At 33.5% G+C, this 16,790-nt stretch carries 30 protein-coding genes and 1 tRNA gene; 15 read left to right on the top strand and 16 right to left on the bottom strand.

The window, feature by feature from the left end; genetic code table 11:
- Nucleotides 1-235: 235 nt before the first annotated feature.
- Complete coding sequence (locus AC6EIW_RS02955) at nucleotides 236-409, bottom strand: hypothetical protein (protein WP_498521107.1); 174 nt, start codon at nucleotides 407-409, stop codon at nucleotides 236-238.
- Between the two features lie 467 nt (nucleotides 410-876).
- Between AC6EIW_RS02955 and AC6EIW_RS02950 the strand changes: the two genes are divergently transcribed.
- The 3 genes from AC6EIW_RS02950 (at nucleotide 877) to AC6EIW_RS02940 (ending at nucleotide 2,568) form a co-directional block, all read left to right on the top strand.
- Nucleotides 877-1,431 carry a hypothetical protein gene (locus AC6EIW_RS02950; protein WP_498521106.1) on the top strand — a complete coding sequence of 185 codons (555 nt, stop codon included), beginning with the start codon at nucleotides 877-879 and terminating at the stop codon, nucleotides 1,429-1,431.
- A gap of 115 nt (nucleotides 1,432-1,546) precedes the next feature.
- Nucleotides 1,547-1,714, top strand: coding sequence for a hypothetical protein (locus AC6EIW_RS02945; RefSeq protein WP_498521105.1), 168 nt, complete (start codon nucleotides 1,547-1,549; stop codon nucleotides 1,712-1,714).
- Nucleotides 1,715-2,235: 521 nt separating this feature from the next.
- Nucleotides 2,236-2,568: a hypothetical protein gene (locus AC6EIW_RS02940; protein ID WP_498521104.1), complete on the top strand. Its 333-nt coding sequence runs from the start codon at nucleotides 2,236-2,238 to the stop codon at nucleotides 2,566-2,568.
- Nucleotides 2,569-2,718: 150 nt separating this feature from the next.
- On the opposite strand, the gene AC6EIW_RS02935 is transcribed toward AC6EIW_RS02940, so the two are convergent.
- The gene (locus tag AC6EIW_RS02935; protein ID WP_498521103.1) at nucleotides 2,719-2,976 is read right to left on the bottom strand and encodes a hypothetical protein; all 258 of its coding nucleotides are present in this window, start codon (nucleotides 2,974-2,976) and stop codon (nucleotides 2,719-2,721) included.
- Nucleotides 2,977-3,627: 651 nt separating this feature from the next.
- Here AC6EIW_RS02935 and AC6EIW_RS02930 point away from each other — a divergent pair.
- The 4 genes from AC6EIW_RS02930 (at nucleotide 3,628) to AC6EIW_RS02915 (ending at nucleotide 4,976) form a co-directional block, all read left to right on the top strand.
- The gene (locus AC6EIW_RS02930) at nucleotides 3,628-4,104 is read left to right on the top strand and encodes a hypothetical protein (RefSeq protein WP_498521102.1); all 477 of its coding nucleotides are present in this window, start codon (nucleotides 3,628-3,630) and stop codon (nucleotides 4,102-4,104) included.
- A 58-nt stretch (nucleotides 4,105-4,162) separates the two neighbouring features.
- The gene (locus AC6EIW_RS02925; protein WP_498521101.1) at nucleotides 4,163-4,318 is read left to right on the top strand and encodes a hypothetical protein; all 156 of its coding nucleotides are present in this window, start codon (nucleotides 4,163-4,165) and stop codon (nucleotides 4,316-4,318) included.
- Nucleotides 4,319-4,328: 10 nt separating this feature from the next.
- Nucleotides 4,329-4,568: a hypothetical protein gene (locus tag AC6EIW_RS02920; RefSeq protein ID WP_498521100.1), complete on the top strand. Its 240-nt coding sequence runs from the start codon at nucleotides 4,329-4,331 to the stop codon at nucleotides 4,566-4,568.
- A gap of 225 nt (nucleotides 4,569-4,793) precedes the next feature.
- The gene (locus tag AC6EIW_RS02915; RefSeq protein WP_498521099.1) at nucleotides 4,794-4,976 is read left to right on the top strand and encodes a hypothetical protein; all 183 of its coding nucleotides are present in this window, start codon (nucleotides 4,794-4,796) and stop codon (nucleotides 4,974-4,976) included.
- A 50-nt stretch (nucleotides 4,977-5,026) separates the two neighbouring features.
- Here the strand turns inward: AC6EIW_RS02915 and AC6EIW_RS02910 are convergent, their stop codons facing one another.
- Nucleotides 5,027-5,239: a hypothetical protein gene (locus tag AC6EIW_RS02910; protein ID WP_498521098.1), complete on the bottom strand. Its 213-nt coding sequence runs from the start codon at nucleotides 5,237-5,239 to the stop codon at nucleotides 5,027-5,029.
- Between the two features lie 195 nt (nucleotides 5,240-5,434).
- Here AC6EIW_RS02910 and AC6EIW_RS02905 point away from each other — a divergent pair, with 195 nt between their 5' ends.
- Both AC6EIW_RS02905 and AC6EIW_RS02900 read left to right on the top strand, forming a co-directional pair.
- The gene (locus AC6EIW_RS02905) at nucleotides 5,435-5,569 is read left to right on the top strand and encodes a hypothetical protein (RefSeq protein ID WP_498521097.1); all 135 of its coding nucleotides are present in this window, start codon (nucleotides 5,435-5,437) and stop codon (nucleotides 5,567-5,569) included.
- 92 nt (nucleotides 5,570-5,661) lie between these two features.
- Nucleotides 5,662-5,907: a hypothetical protein gene (locus tag AC6EIW_RS02900; protein ID WP_498521096.1), complete on the top strand. Its 246-nt coding sequence runs from the start codon at nucleotides 5,662-5,664 to the stop codon at nucleotides 5,905-5,907.
- Between the two features lie 191 nt (nucleotides 5,908-6,098).
- On the opposite strand, the gene AC6EIW_RS02895 is transcribed toward AC6EIW_RS02900, so the two are convergent.
- The 8 genes from AC6EIW_RS02895 to AC6EIW_RS02860 all read right to left on the bottom strand — a co-directional run bounded on the left by AC6EIW_RS02895 (nucleotide 6,099) and on the right by AC6EIW_RS02860 (nucleotide 10,593).
- On the bottom strand, nucleotides 6,099-6,233 hold the full coding sequence (locus AC6EIW_RS02895) for a hypothetical protein (RefSeq protein ID WP_498521095.1): 135 nt from the start codon (nucleotides 6,231-6,233) through the stop codon (nucleotides 6,099-6,101).
- A 3-nt stretch (nucleotides 6,234-6,236) separates the two neighbouring features.
- The gene (locus tag AC6EIW_RS02890) at nucleotides 6,237-6,365 is read right to left on the bottom strand and encodes a hypothetical protein (RefSeq protein WP_498462905.1); all 129 of its coding nucleotides are present in this window, start codon (nucleotides 6,363-6,365) and stop codon (nucleotides 6,237-6,239) included.
- A gap of 179 nt (nucleotides 6,366-6,544) precedes the next feature.
- Nucleotides 6,545-8,239: a protein adenylyltransferase SelO gene (locus AC6EIW_RS02885; RefSeq protein ID WP_498521094.1), complete on the bottom strand. Its 1,695-nt coding sequence runs from the start codon at nucleotides 8,237-8,239 to the stop codon at nucleotides 6,545-6,547.
- 469 nt (nucleotides 8,240-8,708) lie between these two features.
- Nucleotides 8,709-8,996 (bottom strand): DUF3764 family protein, encoded by a 288-nt coding sequence (locus AC6EIW_RS02880; protein ID WP_498521606.1) that lies wholly within the window; start codon nucleotides 8,994-8,996, stop codon nucleotides 8,709-8,711.
- Between the two features lie 136 nt (nucleotides 8,997-9,132).
- Nucleotides 9,133-9,480, bottom strand: a complete 348-nt coding sequence (locus AC6EIW_RS02875) for a DUF8646 family protein (RefSeq protein WP_498521605.1) — start codon at nucleotides 9,478-9,480, stop codon at nucleotides 9,133-9,135.
- Nucleotides 9,481-9,586: 106 nt separating this feature from the next.
- A tRNA-Gly gene (locus tag AC6EIW_RS02870) sits at nucleotides 9,587-9,658 on the bottom strand.
- A gap of 63 nt (nucleotides 9,659-9,721) precedes the next feature.
- Complete coding sequence (locus AC6EIW_RS02865) at nucleotides 9,722-9,886, bottom strand: hypothetical protein (RefSeq protein ID WP_498521093.1); 165 nt, start codon at nucleotides 9,884-9,886, stop codon at nucleotides 9,722-9,724.
- 110 nt (nucleotides 9,887-9,996) lie between these two features.
- On the bottom strand, nucleotides 9,997-10,593 hold the full coding sequence (locus tag AC6EIW_RS02860; protein WP_498521092.1) for a hypothetical protein: 597 nt from the start codon (nucleotides 10,591-10,593) through the stop codon (nucleotides 9,997-9,999).
- A gap of 243 nt (nucleotides 10,594-10,836) precedes the next feature.
- On the opposite strand from AC6EIW_RS02860, the gene AC6EIW_RS02855 reads away from it, so the two are divergent.
- Nucleotides 10,837-11,004: a hypothetical protein gene (locus tag AC6EIW_RS02855; protein WP_498521091.1), complete on the top strand. Its 168-nt coding sequence runs from the start codon at nucleotides 10,837-10,839 to the stop codon at nucleotides 11,002-11,004.
- A gap of 478 nt (nucleotides 11,005-11,482) precedes the next feature.
- Entirely contained in the window at nucleotides 11,483-11,767 is a 285-nt protein-coding gene (locus AC6EIW_RS02850; RefSeq protein WP_498521090.1) for a hypothetical protein, read from the top strand.
- A 144-nt stretch (nucleotides 11,768-11,911) separates the two neighbouring features.
- Here AC6EIW_RS02850 and AC6EIW_RS02845 read toward each other — a convergent pair whose 3' ends face one another.
- Nucleotides 11,912-12,712: a TIGR01548 family HAD-type hydrolase gene (locus tag AC6EIW_RS02845; protein ID WP_498521089.1), complete on the bottom strand. Its 801-nt coding sequence runs from the start codon at nucleotides 12,710-12,712 to the stop codon at nucleotides 11,912-11,914.
- Nucleotides 12,709-12,891 carry a hypothetical protein gene (locus tag AC6EIW_RS02840; RefSeq protein WP_498521088.1) on the bottom strand — a complete coding sequence of 61 codons (183 nt, stop codon included), beginning with the start codon at nucleotides 12,889-12,891 and terminating at the stop codon, nucleotides 12,709-12,711. The genes AC6EIW_RS02845 and AC6EIW_RS02840 overlap by 4 nt, the downstream gene beginning before the upstream one ends.
- A gap of 814 nt (nucleotides 12,892-13,705) precedes the next feature.
- Between AC6EIW_RS02840 and AC6EIW_RS02835 the strand changes: the two genes are divergently transcribed.
- The 4 genes from AC6EIW_RS02835 to AC6EIW_RS02820 all read left to right on the top strand — a co-directional run bounded on the left by AC6EIW_RS02835 (nucleotide 13,706) and on the right by AC6EIW_RS02820 (nucleotide 15,267).
- The gene (locus AC6EIW_RS02835) at nucleotides 13,706-13,837 is read left to right on the top strand and encodes a hypothetical protein (protein ID WP_498521087.1); all 132 of its coding nucleotides are present in this window, start codon (nucleotides 13,706-13,708) and stop codon (nucleotides 13,835-13,837) included.
- A gap of 536 nt (nucleotides 13,838-14,373) precedes the next feature.
- Nucleotides 14,374-14,589 (top strand): hypothetical protein, encoded by a 216-nt coding sequence (locus AC6EIW_RS02830; protein WP_498521086.1) that lies wholly within the window; start codon nucleotides 14,374-14,376, stop codon nucleotides 14,587-14,589.
- A 2-nt stretch (nucleotides 14,590-14,591) separates the two neighbouring features.
- The gene (locus AC6EIW_RS02825; RefSeq protein ID WP_498521085.1) at nucleotides 14,592-14,855 is read left to right on the top strand and encodes a DUF1651 domain-containing protein; all 264 of its coding nucleotides are present in this window, start codon (nucleotides 14,592-14,594) and stop codon (nucleotides 14,853-14,855) included.
- Nucleotides 14,856-15,090: 235 nt separating this feature from the next.
- Nucleotides 15,091-15,267, top strand: coding sequence for a DUF4278 domain-containing protein (locus AC6EIW_RS02820; RefSeq protein WP_498521084.1), 177 nt, complete (start codon nucleotides 15,091-15,093; stop codon nucleotides 15,265-15,267).
- 104 nt (nucleotides 15,268-15,371) lie between these two features.
- On the opposite strand, the gene AC6EIW_RS02815 is transcribed toward AC6EIW_RS02820, so the two are convergent.
- From AC6EIW_RS02815 to AC6EIW_RS02805, 3 genes are all read right to left on the bottom strand, one after another.
- Nucleotides 15,372-15,536, bottom strand: coding sequence for a hypothetical protein (locus AC6EIW_RS02815; protein ID WP_269610566.1), 165 nt, complete (start codon nucleotides 15,534-15,536; stop codon nucleotides 15,372-15,374).
- Between the two features lie 508 nt (nucleotides 15,537-16,044).
- On the bottom strand, nucleotides 16,045-16,362 hold the full coding sequence (locus tag AC6EIW_RS02810; protein WP_498521083.1) for a hypothetical protein: 318 nt from the start codon (nucleotides 16,360-16,362) through the stop codon (nucleotides 16,045-16,047).
- Nucleotides 16,363-16,482: 120 nt separating this feature from the next.
- Nucleotides 16,483-16,704 (bottom strand): hypothetical protein, encoded by a 222-nt coding sequence (locus AC6EIW_RS02805; RefSeq protein ID WP_498521082.1) that lies wholly within the window; start codon nucleotides 16,702-16,704, stop codon nucleotides 16,483-16,485.
- Nucleotides 16,705-16,790: the final 86 nt, after the last annotated feature.

Raw genomic sequence — 16,790 nt, 5'->3', positions numbered from 1 at the left:
AATAAGCTTTTATTTTATTTTCGTCGGCGCAATAATGTTCAATCGTAAAAATAATGACTTCAACTAAAAGCCGATAAAATTGATTTGATTGAAATATTATGACGTATTTTATTGCTGATGGAAAAGATCATAAACAAGGAAATTTATTAGCTTTCCCAATGCTTCCTTGCTTAAATGGCTACTAAACAGAAATAGAATACTCACCAAAGATTTAAAGGGGTTTAAAGCCGCCTTTTTATTGTTTTTTCAACCTAGTCGTAAAAGCATCACCTTCAACAAAAATCTTTTTTCTATTGATACCTGCTGGTAATGCAAAGATTAGTACTACACAAAGGAAAATAATTAAATCCAATGGAAATCTTCCAATACCCCACTCTGAGAAAGCTAAAGCTAATGTTGTAATCTGCATTTTTTTTTACTTTGGGCAGCCAGAATCTATATGAGATTATTAAATTTGTAATATTGTCTTAGCAAAAATTATTGAGGGGTTTTAGAGCTTTTGCTACTAATTAGACTGTCTCCTCCTGAAATAGATTTCAACTTACACGCAAGTTTATGATGTCTTAATGAAAGTTAATATCTCAAATAAGTGTGACGTATGAACTTTAAATCCAGAATGTTAAAAAATAGGAATGTATCTAAACCAATTTGTAGGGATTTTTCTTTAACATTATATTGGTTCCATCTTCCTTTTTTTTTGCGATATTGAACGAATAAATAATTATGCCTTGTTCGTGCTAAACCCTGTAGTTATAGAGTGAGATACACTTCAAAATGCTACTTTGATATTTCTTTGATTATTGTTTGTCGGATGAACAACTTTCGGTAATATCAAACAGAATCTAAAAAACATCGTGACTTCGACTCACGTCTTATATGTCAAAATTGTTAATTACACCTTTACTAATAATAGGATTATTGTATCCAGTTGCTACAAGAGCCGAAGTTTACAATGCTCTTTGTGATGTTACTCAATCCTCCTCTAATGACGACGACGAAAGTATTGAGGTTTCTAATTGTCAAATAACTCTTACAGAGGAGGGGTTCTCAGGACCAAATGATTTTATCCCTAAAGATAATATTTCTCAGTGGTATTCGGTTCGACAAGAAGATAATCTTCTTCTTGGTGTTGTCGGTGCTGCTGGCGGTACATATACAGGAGCATTTGTGGGTTTTGCAATATGTGGTGCAAGTGCTGGGATTCTGTGTGTTCCGGCTCTGCTTGGAGGCGTATATGGAGGAGGACGCTTGGGCTCTCAAGTAGGCAAAGGAAAAAATTTCTTATTCTCAGTTGTTGGTCAAAACTCTAATGGAAGAACGGTTGCTCAAAGTTTTAGATTGCTTAGTAGGAAAACCTCCAAAAAACTTAAAAAGAATTTATCTCAAATCAGTGGTCTTAAAATGGGTCAAGTCAAAATCATTAAAAATTAAAAGTATCTATCTTGCACAATGAAAGTGTAGAGAAAATGTTATCAAAACCCTCTAAAGCTATAAAATGATTTTATGTGTATAAGGTCAATCTATTATCCATTCAACTTTGAAACTCATGAGTAAGAGAGAGGAAAGAAAAGCTAATTCTCTAAAAGTTCAAAAAGTTCTTGAGCAAAAAACTGAAAAAAACAATACTTTAATTTTTGGTGGAATTTTGTTGGCTATGACTTCCATAGGACTTTTGATTTTTGTACTTAGCGATAAAGTGTTTCACTTAAGTTGATAAGGTAGCGTTTATCAATAATTACTTCTTCGATGAAGACTTTTTATCTGTTTTTTATCAGTATATTTTTTTATTCAGGGATTTTTCAAGCCTGAACTTTGTATGAAATTAGTTGGTTAATTAAGAAAACATACCGAACCATGTAAACCGAATGTCAATAACTCACGATTTTGACTATTTTTTTAGATGATTAAAAAATCCTCTTATTTAATTAAAATGACATACTTTAAGAGAATTTGCCTGGAAGAAGTATTAGAAGAAGACATTTTCTTTAATTATGAACAATATTCAAACCTATTAGAAGATTCTGAGTGGCTATGAAAACGACGGAATTACTTTTGATATTTTTCTCACTGTCATTTTCGTTCCTAGGCATCTCTTTACTTATTTTTTATTAGATCTTTTTTTTTTCTTGCTGATTAGATTACTTCTACTGGATTAATTACTTATTTGCATCAAGTTTAGAGAATGCTTTTATAATGATTGAGTAATTACATACTTAGTTTTCAAAAACTTACACAATGGAAGATCAAATTAATGCTGCCGAAAACGCGAAATCTATTTCAGGCAAAATATGCCAATGGTCAGGAGCTTTGTTTGGTATTTTATTTGGGCTTGGTTTCTTATTGGCTGAAGTTAAAAAGAACGATTTAAAATCTTTATCTTTGTGGAAGCCAATCTCTGCCCTTGTTGCTGGAGCTGCGATATCAGCGCACGGTAGCAATGTCATTAACAATAAACGGACAGCTGAATTAACTGCTTTGTTAGTGAGATCAACAAATAGCGCGTCTGAGTTGCCAATTTCATATTCATCAGAATATTCAGATCTCTTAGAAGACTCTGATAACAAATGAGTTTATTAAATTACCAACTTTGCGACAGCTTTGTCTAATTCTCTCAGCCTTTTCTTCATTCACTAAATAGTAAGAAAAGAGAAACCTAAAAATGTCATTGATAATGAAGAAAATATCAAAATTAGATCAATGTATTTCATCTGATTAATCTTATTGAATTACTCTTTGTGGTTGAGCTTGATAAGAACAGATGCCAAATTGCAAGCACTCCATTTCTTCATCATTTTTTGATTGGAGCTTTGAAAAATTAAGTCTTTCAGAAAGTTGTCTAAGAACTAGTCGAGCCGCATTTTCAGCAGCTTCAGTAGTCAATTGAGCAAAGCGATTTCCGTAAGACATAGGAGGTGAAGATCCATATTTCATTTCTACTCCTATTGGGGTAATGAAACCTAGAGAGTAAACACTCAAGTATTTATACTGTCTATTAATAGCTGATTAGTAACTTTAATATTGGATATGTAGATACTTATTTCAGTGCAAGCCTTTCAAACATTTTTTAGAGCGAGAAATACAACATTTTTATAGTTTTATTGATTAGCTTTTAAATATTTGTTTTTTTATAGATGAAAAAATTCAGTTGACCTTTTTATGAGTTCTGAGAATCCAATTTCTAATTTACCAATAAAATTTTATTCAGGAGAAATGACTGAAACAAAAAAGATATTTAGAACGAAACTTAGTGAATTAGATAAATTTATTGAATAAATTCCTGAAGTTGGTTACTCAAGATTAGTTTTATCCCAAAAGCAACTCTTCTGTTCTAACTGATTTGGTTTAAATAGAACAAACACCATACTGCAGGCATTTCAAATCCACAACGTTTCTATGATGCTTCATGAAACATACGTGAGGAATGCTTTTCTATAGTTTTAATTAAAGGTTTGAATTGATTAAAGGACATAATTAAGCTCCCTAAATACTCTTTTACTCTTCTGCTCTGTTCGTGTAGAAAAAATAGAGAACAACCCCCAAAGTATTTATACGCGTTTACAGGGTGTGAAGAGCCCGTTTTAAGTATTAAATGATGTGCCTAGATTTATCAATATCTAAGGTTTTCGAATGATTAAAACAATAATAAAAGCAATCTATTCTGCATTTATTTCTATTGTCTTAATTTCAATTATTCTGACTGGTTGGACTTGTTTCGCTTTTATTTCTCAACCTACAAAATCTGATGAAATAATTAATGTGATTCAAGATATGATTAAAAATCAGAAGTCGGTAATTATAGATATTGTCGATCTTTCGAAATTACTAATAAACGATACAAGTCAAAGAATATCTAGTGAGGATAATAACCTTTTAACAGAATCAGAATCAGAATCAGAATTACTGACAGATCAAGAAGAGATGTCTCTATTTGATGACCTGTCAATTCTGGAAGACAATGGTGAAAATCCTCTCGGGATATTTATTGAACCATCCTTGCCTGAAGTAATCGAAGAAACTTCCCATGAAATTACTTTAGGACCATTAGATAGTGATCAAAGGGAGTTGTCTATTAATGAAATGGAAACAGGAATGGATATGAATTAAGTCAGTTAAACGAACTTTCTTAAAAGGCTTTAATATTGCTTTGCTTCCAATTTTTCTTATGAATAAAATTCTACCTTTAGTATTCGCCTTTTCTTTTACGATAGCTCCTGTTTTTGCATGGGGTGAAGGTGGATGCTCTTTATCTAATGAGAACAAAACAAGTCAAGATGAGACGGTTGAGCAAGTTGATGGTTCCGATTCTACCGATAGTTAATTTCAAGAAAATGACTAGCACATTGCTAATTCGACTTGTTTCTTTCTCTCTTTGTCTTCTCCTGAATCTTTATCCTGCGTCTGTTAATGCTGATGAAATAGATGCATCGCTTATAGAATCAGATCCTATTGAAACCGTTCAAGGTCCTAATCAAATGACAGAAAAGCAAATGAACGATCTTTTTGGCGAAGATCCCTATTTAGGCCAAACTTCCTATCTTCAGTCTCCGGATGGCTTTAGTCAGAGATAAAAATCAAAATAATGGAACTTTATTATCGAGCAACGCAAAATAAAGCTTTGAGAAAAATTGCCTCTTAAAAAAATGTCTTTCAAGAAATGCACTAGTTGAGCCTTGGAAATTGTCTCTATGTATTGAATTGTTTTCTCTTAATGTATAAATACTTGAGTGTTCCTCCCCATAGCTTTCTTAAACCAATATGAGTAGAAATTAAGCAGGTTGTTTAGGTATCTAACCATGCCATTCTCAAAGCAATTATTTCGAAATTTTTCTGGGGTTTCTATTCAAGGAAATGAAATGTCTGATTTGTTTGCTAATTACAAGCCAAAATATGATGATGATGTGATGGAGTGCTTGCAATTTGGTATTTGTTCTACGGGTTCAGCCCCCCCAAGAGAAATACCTTATTTTCATTTTTAAAAAACAACTTTCATTATATAAGTTCAACTATTTACTAGTACTTAATTAAGTTAATTAGCCGAGGTTAGCCAGCGTAAAATTATTAATATCAAAACAGTCGTAACTAAAGGGAATGCTGGGTAACGAGTTTTGAAATTAGCAGGAGGCCAGGGAGACCATGAGATTAGTCTTCCTTTGGGTTCTCTAATTACCTCTTTTTTTTCTGAAGTCTTTAACGTTTTGGGGAGAAATCCATTTTTTTTACCTTTTTTAGATTCACCCATGGTTATTTAAATAAATAAAAATACTAAAAGGTCAATTTTGAGATTGTGACTTTATGGGTGAGAGTTTTGATGCATTTTTTTGTTTTTTTTAAGAAGCCACATACACAAATATCCCTAAGAGTTGAATAATATTTAAATAATCACACTTGTCCAATTTTCACTAAAGAAGCATTAGCTCTAAGAATCTCTCGTTCAATGTTCAATGAGAGAAAAAGTGTTGAGAGTTTTCATGCTTATCAATGTATACGAAGTTACCTCGTTGACTTATCAATGAATGAGTTGATTCAACTAGCAAGAGACTATGGAATTGAATTACCGAAAATTTCATAGTGGAAAACAAAGGATTGGAGGTTAACCCTACACGCAGTTAACTAAAGGCCTTCACAGAATATTTGAATAAAATTTATGAAAAAAATTCAGTAATGAGTAGGCACAACGTTCGTGTCAGAGCGAGGCTTCCGCATGGACTTATCAAGACAGTTCAGAATTGCAATGTTGAAGATCGAGCAGAAAAGCTTCACATGTTCACTAAAATAGTTCTGGAAAAGCAGGCCTTGAGGGAAAGATACATTAAGTTGATGGATGATGCTGAAAGAGCTGTAGGTAGAAAAGAAGCTCTCTACCTTCTTAGAGATGCTGAGATTATTTGGAATAAAATTAATAGTTGAAATGGTTTAAGTTTGATCGTCTAAGAGGAATGATATATTGGCTAATTGTATATCTAGGGTTTAAAAAAAATTAATACTTTCAATCTTGAGTAAGTTTTGTCACTAAATCTCAGAGATCGTACATGGAATTCAACTCAAAGTTAACTTTCTACCTTCAATGTTTAGAGAATTTATCTTGTCGAAATCTGCCATTATTTATAAACAGAGTCGTCAAAATTAATCTCAAGTTGCTTTGAGTTGTTAGTAAATTGATCTAGTCCCCACAACTCACCTCTTTTTGAAGCTTCAACGATAGCTTCGTAGTATTCGGGGGTGTGTGATGACATTAATCAAATAGCTATGGGTGGAATGCCAGCAGATAATTGATGATAATTAATCACTCCAAAAGAAATTACTGCGGGAATGAACCAACTAAATGGAAGAAAAATTCTAATTTTAGATTTTGTTTCTTCTGACATGGATTTAGATATGTCTTTAAATCATCCTCAAATTCTTAGAATATCGAGAGAATATTTAGTTCGGTTACCTGTATACAAAAAAGGGAAAAAAGTCTTTTTATTTTATTTTTTATTTTTTTTGAGCGGTTATTTTTAAATTGCTAGTCCCAATATCACTAAATTTAAATGTTCATCTTGATTCAAGATGAACAACTGTAATGCGAAACCCCACCGGCTCCAAAGAATTTCTTGGGCTTGAGTCTGTCGTATTTTTTTTGTACCTCTATTGATTGCTCTTCGTAAGGGTTTTCTAAAACTGCTTGTAGTTCCTTTATGAGACCATAGTCTCCTTTTTCTGCCATTTCGTATGCAGGTGTGATGAGCCATTCCCGCCATGTGTATTTTGGATTAACGCGTTTCATTTTTGCTGATATTTCAATTTGATCACCTTTGTTAATTACTTGCTTCCGCCACCTTTGTAGCCAACTGATCCATTTTGTCTCAATCTCTTCTGAAATTGGTTGATAAAAACTATCTTTTAAGACGTTAAGTGTTTTTGGAATACTAGAAAGTTTTCGGAAAAAGATTGTGTAATCTACCTTTGTGTGAATCATGAGCTTAAGCATTTCATCAACTAGAGGTGCGTCATAGGTGACTAGGCCTAGTTTCTTTGTCCACATGTTCTCCATTTTCTGATTCATTACTGTAGTAAATCCATCACGGATGCTATCTAGCCTGTCCAGAGCCTCTGCGTGGCCGGTAAGCATTGGTTGAAGCGCTCTCAAGAACATATGATAATTTGCCTCGGCAGCAACTTGTTGATTAAAGAATGAAAAATGTTCACCACCTCCTGTCCACGGTTGGAATCTAGGATCGAAGAGTTCGCAAAATCCAAATGGACCATAATCGAGAGTGAAACCTCCTGCAGCGCAGTTGTCACTGTTAAAATTTCCTTGGCAATAGCCGATCCGCATCCAATTAGCTACTAATGATGTGAGTCGTTCTCGGAATGAATTTGCTAGTTCAACGATTTGATTGCTAAAGCTAAGATTAGGATCAATTTCTTCCTTGTAATTTCTTATTATTAAGTGCTTCACAATCATCTCGAGCTCTTTCATTGCATCCTGATGCTCATAGTTGCGTACTCGACGTGCAAAGAGTTCTATCTGACCTACCCGTAAAAATGAAGGTGCGACTCGTGTTGAGATTGCCGCTGGTGTTTCTACTAATATGTCTGGATCAATTGTATTGGAGTCTTTTGTATACCAAGGCCTGCGGACTGTTTCAGATTTAGAGACATATAGTGTGAGAGATCGTGATGTTGGTACTCCGACTGACTGCATATATTCCTGCGCTAAAAACTCACGAACACTTGAACGAAGCACTGCTCGTCCATCAGCTCCTCTACAGTAAGGTGTTGGCCCTCCTCCTTTAAGTTGCATCTCCCATCTTTTGCCATTAAAGAGACCTTCAAATACTGAAATAGCTCTCCCATCTCCATAGCCGTTGCCTGTCCCAAATGGACACTGCTGAGTATATTCAGTTCCATAGATAGATAATGCGTAACCGGTAGCCCAACCAAATGGTCGCATCGGTGTTGTTGCAACACTTATGTCACCGGAGAATAGACGACGAAAAAGCTCATCTAGAGCAAGTTCCTGATTCAAGCCTAATTCGTTAAATAATATTTTACTGTGAGCGACATATTCTGGTTTTGGAATTGCTGTTGGAGTGACAGGTACATAGTGACCAGAAAAGACCTCTCTTGTTAGGTGGTCATCACCATCATCTGTTGCCTGAGGATCAGGTTTAAGAGAATCCATGAATGAGTAGTCAGCTTGTTTTGCAAACTCAGAAAAAGTTCTAGTTTTCTGCATAGCTTTAGTACTGCTCATTTAGATCTTTTTGTAGTTGGTCAAGTCTTTAATTTGATGATTCTTTCATTTATATTTCTAGCATAGATTCGAAGCTTTAATGTTCTTAAATTTTTGTATAGAACTTGCCGATAAGTCTAGAAATGGAGAATAAAATATTTTTATTGGGCTGTATCCTTGAGAAAGTTTCAAGATATAAAACTACAGGGCTAATTCAATTCCATGTAAAAAGTTAATTTGTATCAGCTATATTTTTAAAGATCTCACAATAAACAATTAAATCCGACTCTTTTTCTTTTTTGAGAATTAGGTCTGAAATTGCTTTAGCAGTTTGAATTATGTAAGGATACTAATCTAGGCAAAGATCTCTTTGTCTCTGATTCTCAGAGATTATATTTGGTTTTAAGGAACTGACTCGAGAAGTGTTCTTGGAATGCCACTTATAAATACAGCAAATACAACAAGACAAAGAAAGTAATTCATCTTTTAATTAACTTTGTAAGTAACTAGTGATGACGGTTGAAACATTAATTTGTCCAGCTTCCTCAATTAAAGGTCTTACTTTAGGATTGGAAAACATTGCGATTGATTTATCTTCTTCAGCTTGCTCTATAACAACGGCACTACTTCGATACTCTTTATTTATCCCTCCATAAAGACAAACAATTTTTTCTTCTTTCACAAGTTGTTTGTTTTCTACACTGTCATATACAGCTGCCAATTGTTCAAACGGAATAGTAATCTTAAAGCTGAATACGTTTTTTCTATAGCCACTTATTTGATTAGATGATTATGAAGCAAAAAGAGCACTACTATATTTATATAAAAATCTGTCTCATTAATCATATCTTCAACCTCTCCTAACAAAATTATGATTTTTTACTGTCATGATTATTAATTTCATAAATGACTGATTATCTAAAAAGACCTCCTTTTTTCTTTGGAGTCTTTGCCTGAAGCTGTTGTTCTTCTACGACTAATCTTGCTTTCTTATGAGCAATTTTAGATTCAACCATTGTTGTGATTGATATCAAAAATAAGCCTCCTATTCCAATTAATTGTTCGGCTTTTGTTGGCTCTGTATCACCATTTAAGATGGCTCCTAGAACGAACCAAGCTGTAGCTGCTCCTGCAGTTGCAAAGTAAGGAATCCAGCGACGTTGGTAAAGGTATCCAGCGCCTAAGCCAGGAAGGAAATTTAATGTTGTAGCAACCCATCCACTGGATGCAGCAAGAATTTGTTCCTTAGAGGGGTTATCCATGTAAATATCTAAAATCAAATTATCTCGACATCAGTGGTTTTCTGTGGACTGAACTTGCTGTTGTGAGTTACACCACACAATTAAAATTTAGTTTCGATTTTTTTCAAGCGGATGACCAGACTCGAACTGGCGACATTCAGCTTGGGAAGCTGACGTTCTACCACTGAACTACACCCGCAGATCTTTAAGTTAGCGAAGTTAAATGTTTACTCTATCTTTAGACACTTTATGAAATGAGAGTCTAATCAATTCTTTTAATGCCCATATTTCTGTTTTTGCAGTCTTTTTCTATTTCTTTTTTGATCAACTCATAAAGCGCTAATTCTTCTGGATCTTCAGAACCAAGTCCATACTCCATCTTTGCAGCAATATAAATTTTGTGTTGTCTATGAGAACTCAGAGTCATTAGCTTTTAAACATTAATCAACGTAATGGGATGAATCATCTTGCCTAAGATGATAACTGCAGATGTAATTTTAATTAGTCATAGCGATCTTGAAGTTGATCAATATCTTATTAAGCAGAAATGATTTCTTTTTTTCTTGATCTATTTAAAACTGCGTAAAAAGCTAAGACACTTATCGTTCCAGATGGACCTATAAATACATGCCATATTTGTTCGCCTGAACTTGAAAGTAGAATCCCAAAGAATGTAGTAAAGATTACTCCTGTGATGGGATAAATCAAGAAGACCCAATCTTTAAATCGGTTCCACCATTGCGATATAAGTAGAACACTTATTAATACTTGAATTAAAAGAGTTGTTGACTTGTCTAGTAACCAATAAGAAAAAACCGCGGCAATTAATAACAAAATATTGCTAGTTATGATCGACTTTTTTTTAGCTACTGAAATAGTAAAGAACGATAATCCAATAGAAAGAAATGAATAAAACAGCCAATTATATATTGAAGAGTGATCTACATATATCCAATCCGTAGTCGTATGATCGAACATCTCAAACATTGAAGCAAGGCCTAGTGAGATAAAGGCAAAAGGGGGTAGCAGAGGAAATCTAATTTGCTTGAATCTGTTTATGGACTTAATTCCAATAAGGATAGGGATGAGAAATGCTTGTAGATGTGCTAATAACAATAATGATATGAAGGTCAATTAAGTTAATTTGGAGCTAATACGAAATTAGCAACTTTATTGAAAACTTCCTAATACAAGAACTAATATTTTTTAAAGAAACTTACCAATGATTGAAACCGGTTAGTTGTTTAACAGAGGAAACCCGAGGACGGATTAGGCGAATATTTGGACATTGACCGCACATTCCAAAAATAATTAAAATGAATTTCTAAATTCAAGCTAATACTAAGATAAAAGCAACAAGTAAATCAGTAAGAGGATATGTTCTTAATTCCTCCAGACTCACTTTCAAGATTATTGGTTGTAATGGTGGCGACAGTTGTTGAGATAATGAATTTTTTTGCGGTTTTAGATCCTTTAATAAACCTTTATGCAAGTTGCACATGTCATTGGACCATTGAGTCTTGTGGGTTTGGTTTTGCTAGTTAGGAAAATTGAAAAAGATCATCCAGAACGTATATGTTGGAGGTAATGAGAAAAGAAAATCACTTCAACTCCGATTCGAATTACCAGAAAACTTTTGACCTGAAATATTAACTCTTCACTGTATTGGGGCTTTTATTTATTGGGTAATGACTTCTCAAAACGCTGATAAAACTCTCGATCAATATCTTTTTGACCCAATTCTCAGACTGCTTGACAGAATAAAAATTAATCATTTTTCGTAAATGATTAACAGACTTATTTCAAGTGAAAGATCTAAATGGATTTTTGTGATTGGTTTGGTTTCCATTTATGAAGCATTCACAGCAAAGAATGTGATCTCCTATCCAACTGAATCTATGAGCGAAAAAGTTGTACAAGACTTTGTTACACCTAAAGGAACTATAAGCAATTTCACCATTTTCAATTTTTTTTTCCTCAATAAGACAAAAAAGCCTCTACATTTGAAGAAAGAAATTTTTAAATGTTTTTCTTTAATCCATTTTGGCCTTTAACAGCTTTAAGAATCGCTTCATTAAAAGCAACTTCAACGTTACTTTTACTTCTTTTAATTAAATCAAACCTTCTTCGTTTGAAAGGTGGACTGATAGGCGGACTCGTTGCACTTACACTTATTTCTGGATTAATTGTCTCATCAACAGTTGCGGGTGGAGCTGCTTACTACATTCTTCAAAATAAGAAATCAAAGGATGATGAAGTAAACATGTCCAACGATGATGTAATTAATGCTGAAGCAGTTTCAGTTTGATTTCGTTTTGCAGTTACGTGCTAAAGATGGTTAATTACTTATATTTCCAATTGTTTAAGCACCCTTCTAACAAATTATCTTATGTATATTTTTTATTATTCAACTGAATAATTATGAGAAATAAAAATTAGATTATCGGATTATTTATTGGTTTATAAACAAATTTAGAATCTCATTTTTTAAATTGTCCATCGATTTAATAATCAGGTCTGCACCTGCTTTTCTCAACTCTGCCTCATAACTTAGACGTTTCTCTCGACTTGAATCTACATGTAAATGTGGGGGGGCAATAGCAATACTGATAAATTTCTGATCTGGGATCTTAATTCGAGCATTTATTACTGTTTTAACATCTGCAACAGTATCTCCAATATAAGCAATTGGAGTGTTGGAAAGGCCTAAAGGTTTTTTTGAAAGTTTAGAGGATAGTGAAATAAAACCTGTTGGATCAGGTTTTTCAGGAGCTTCACCCATTGCAATTAATGGAGCATAGGCTAAGCCAAGCCTCTGCTCTAAGACGAATTTAGCTGATGGTAATTCAGCTCCACTTACGAAACCCCAACCAATTCTTCGCTGAGTTAATTCCTTAAAAAGTGTTTGTTTGACTAATAACGTTTCATCTTTAATAAAACCTGACCATTCACTAGAGTCATGGTTTGGATCTCCACCAAAATAAAAGTTTTTAAAGCATTCAATTAATATTTTTCTAGACGGAGCTGAAAAAGAAAGATTGTTTGTTTGTACATGTCTATTAATCATTTCTAGGCTCAAATCCCAATCATTGTTCCAACAGCCTTCACTTTTTATAGAGTCAATATCTTCTATTGAGGGCCTCCACCCACTAAAAAAATTTACAGTTTCCTGGATAGCCAATCGATAGCTGTTTGTTACGTCACGAATAACCCCATCTATATCAAATAAAATTAGGCCAATATTATTCATCATTGAGTTTTTCTTCTGATTAGAGATGTCCAATGAAATTTATTGTTTAGTTGAAGCTTAAGTTCTAATTCACGATCTTTGAGACCTTTTTCATTTTTAACAATTCGATTACCAATCCAGGCAATTCCTATTGCTATGGTTGCGGGTATACCAAATATTGAAAATCTTGTAAGGCTTTGCATTCTTTTGCTAGATAATGAAGAAGATTTGTTTGGTTCTTCTTGAAGTTAACAAGCAATTTTAAAAATAAAAATATTAAGTGAATTTCAACTTGTTTTGGTTCTTCTTAAATCTCTCCATAAGCAGGCCATCAAATAGAAATAACCAGCCATTGCAATTATAAAAAATGATGTCATCAACTTTGCTCTGCAGTGGACATTTGAAAAATTGAAGCAGAACTAGCAACTAAAAGTATCCCAAATAAAATTATGTGATATGGAGTAAGCATGTTAAAAAAAAAACTCCTTACTAAAATAACCAACTAATTAAGCCGATGTTGTAGTGCAATGCGAAGATTTTTGGGGTGGTTACACCAATATTTGAGAGTATGAGGTAAAACCATATTGAATAAATGGAATGAAATGGTTAGTTTCCTTTTCTTAATACTAAAGCCAGTACTCTTTTTGATGTTAAAAAAATTTTTCAAGAAGCAAATGAAAGCTTTTATTATCAGTGCAATTGAGTGGCTAGTTCTTCAAACAGACAATGATTTAGACGATAAGATTCTTGCGAAGGTGAAAAGTGGAATGAAATTGGGTGTCGTTTGATCAAATGCTTAAGCAAGTGGTAAATGGATTTACAATATTAACTCCATGCAAAACACATTTATATTTTTGTTGTTAGGTGACTGTAAACTCTGACTGAAAAATGTGAAATTAAGTGGTCATCCACTGAAGACAAATCGATAACATCATTATTCCAGCAATGCAGGGAACTGCACAGCAATAAGATAAGTATTTCAGTAGAATCCAATATACTCCTTCATTTATCGCACTAATGCTTGGAGATATTGTTGATACTTTTGAAGAAAGTTCATTAATAGGAGACAAAATTGTGATTGTTGTTAAACCACCTTCAATTCGTCTACTAATTAAAAGTCAGCAAGTAACTATCCATTTGTACCAATAAGGTACTTTGTTTGATACTTTTTTATTTGCCTATTAAGCATAAGTAACGAGGAATACTCGAACTTTTTGTGTACTGCTTGCCTTGCTCCTCGCATTGAGACATGTTTTTCATTTCTATTTTTTCTATTCCGTAAGTACTGTTTTGAAGGATCAACCAAAAAATTTCGGCTTGTGCATTCATGCTTGTCAAAAACATAGCCGATGACAAAAATAATAAATTGCGTTTCATAGATCTTCTTCTAATGTCCAACTCTATCCAGAATTAATTCACGTTTTTGGGGGTATTTTCTCTTTTTGTACCCGAACTGGTTAGCCCTACCTGAACCGACCTTTAGGGATAGATTATTCCTGGTTATATTCCCAATGATTGACTCAAATTTTAAAAACATTTAGCAATGACAGCAATTAATAAAATTACTGCCGCTAAGCTTTTAATTTTAATAAACCTTCCTGTTTTGCTTGTAATAGCAGGTGTTTACCAAATAGGTTCTGCAGTAATAGTTTAGTTATTATTTTAGCTAATTATTGTTTCTAGTTATGGCCAAATGGATTCCGTCCCAAAAGCAAAAGTCAGGTTTAATAAGTAGAACATTCGAATTTTTTATTGATGAGTTAGCTGAATTGCAGGATGAGCTTGATTGCCCAGATGAATTCATATGTGATTTCCTTGAAGTTGTTAAAAATCGTTGGTCACCAGATAGTTGTCATTCTAAGGCTAGGCAACATAAAAGAGATAATCCAAGCTACTACTGAAAATGCGAAATGAAAGTTGGCTTGTGAAAAAAGATCGAGTCTGGGCAATGAGGTTTTTAAAAGATAATCACCCTGATGAAGACGGAACTACATACATAAGGGTTCACTACGCTAGCTGCAGGCTCGGATTCCTACACGGCATTACTCCTCATGTTCAATTACATGAAAGTGAAAAGCTAACTTATGAAAAAGCAAGAGACCTATGGAGGTCGTCAGTGGAAACAGAATGGGAAGTCTCTGAGAAACCTTTATGGGAAACCTCTTAAAGCTTAAAAAAAATTACCACGATCCTTTTTAAGTTGATATTTAAGAATAAAAGATTATGAAATTTGAGTATATATCACTAGATAATTTTGTATCCAGATGAACTACATGTGCCATCAATTCATAACATAATAGTTTTTGTAGCAACCGCTACCAAAACGTTCAACTCGTTACAAAGCGAGCCGCATTTCGATTTAAGCCAAGGAACGGGGACTTAAATCAACATTCGGAGTATGGATGATGACAACTCTTCTATATCGTGGACAAAGCTATGTCCAACACAAAGAGCAAAAAGCTCAAAAGGATTGTGTTGAGCTGACTTACAGGCGTAATCACTACAACACATGCAGAAGCGAAGCTAAGTCTGAGCTAAATTCTCAATTGGCTTATCGCGGTCATCGCTATCAACATTAGTTTGTTAACTCTTTTTATGAGGCCCTGCTTGGCAGGGCCTTTTTTTTACTTAGATAATTCCTGTTTGGTTAAACAGATATTAACTCCTACAAAGTTTATTTTTGTTAGCCCTCATAAACTTTGCAAGTAGATGCTGTTGGATGATTACTACATTCTTTTTCCCAAAACTCATCTCTAGTTTCATTGGGAACCGTATAAGAGAAGTCATGCATTGTTCGAATATCACTTAATGCATTTTTGATTATGTTCAAAGGAGTTTTTAGTTTCATAATCCTCCGTATCGGTATATAGATGTTCTAATCGATCTTGTTAAATTTATACACCTCGTCTTTTACTTAAGTAGAATTAACTATTAGTTAATTAACGAATCAAAGATATGAATTATAGGATTAGAGGCTATGCTTAAAGCCTTACCAAGTTAAAAATATAGTCAGTGGTTATTATTAGTTAAAAATCAATTGATTGTCTCATTTTCTAAATGGTTGTTTAGTAATGAATAATCTTGGATTGAACGATAATAAAAGCATTTGACGTCTATTTACCAATCTGGATATAAGTAATCGTCTCCTATGGGCTCTTCATAGAATTGACCAACTTCAATTCCATAAAAATATTTTGATAGTTTGGCTAAAAAATTTTGCATTTAAATAAAAAAAACGGTCTGTGCAGACTCAGACCGTTAGTGAATTACTTCTTTCCTATCTAAATACATTATTTTAGTTAGTGCGATAGTAAGGAATACCCAAATAATTTGTTTAAGGAAAAGCTTAGTCTGTATTAATTGGAGTGAGCAATGATAAAGGAAGGCGGTTCAAACTTTTTTTGGAGTTTAAATAATGTATTTACTTTATTCTTTAAAAAGGAACCAAAACCCAAATCAATAAAAATATATAGAAATAGGGAATAGCAAAAAACCATATAGAAAATAAGATGACATATGAATGTGTCTATGAGATCAGATTCTTTTTCATTAGTTGTTTGTTCTTCAACACTTGTCTTGAGTGACGTGAATTCACTTATTGAATTAATTGCTATTGGCTCAACCCACCCAAACTGAGCTAGTTCTTGATCGATTATTTTTAGCGTTGAAGTCATAAAAAAGAAGAATATTCAAATATTCACCTTTTTATCGTGTTAAAAATTAAGTTCTAGGCCAACGTTACATTTTTTGGCTTTTTTATCTTATTTTGCTTGTAGACGAAAACATAATTCTAGTTAATTTTTTCCATTGCATCTTTGAACTGCAAGCATATTTGCATCCGCATGATTCTTTTCTGATTTCCAAATCTTATTTGATGTTTGACCAATACAAGCAACTTCGGCTGCATTTTTTATTCCTACTGGTACCTGAGTTAAAGCCAAGATCATTAAGGCAAAACCTGTTTTAGGTGCATGAATATTTAATCGTGAGCTTTTTAGCCAGTTTTTCTTAGGCATAGGTAATTTCTTTTTTAATAATTTATAGCTAATTTTGGTATGTATGCTTGGGTTGGTTGAATGTCTCAAAGGCAAAAGACGAAAAT

Source organism: Prochlorococcus sp. MIT2308 (genome assembly GCF_059772345.1).
This window is presented reverse-complemented; position numbering and strand designations above follow the sequence as displayed.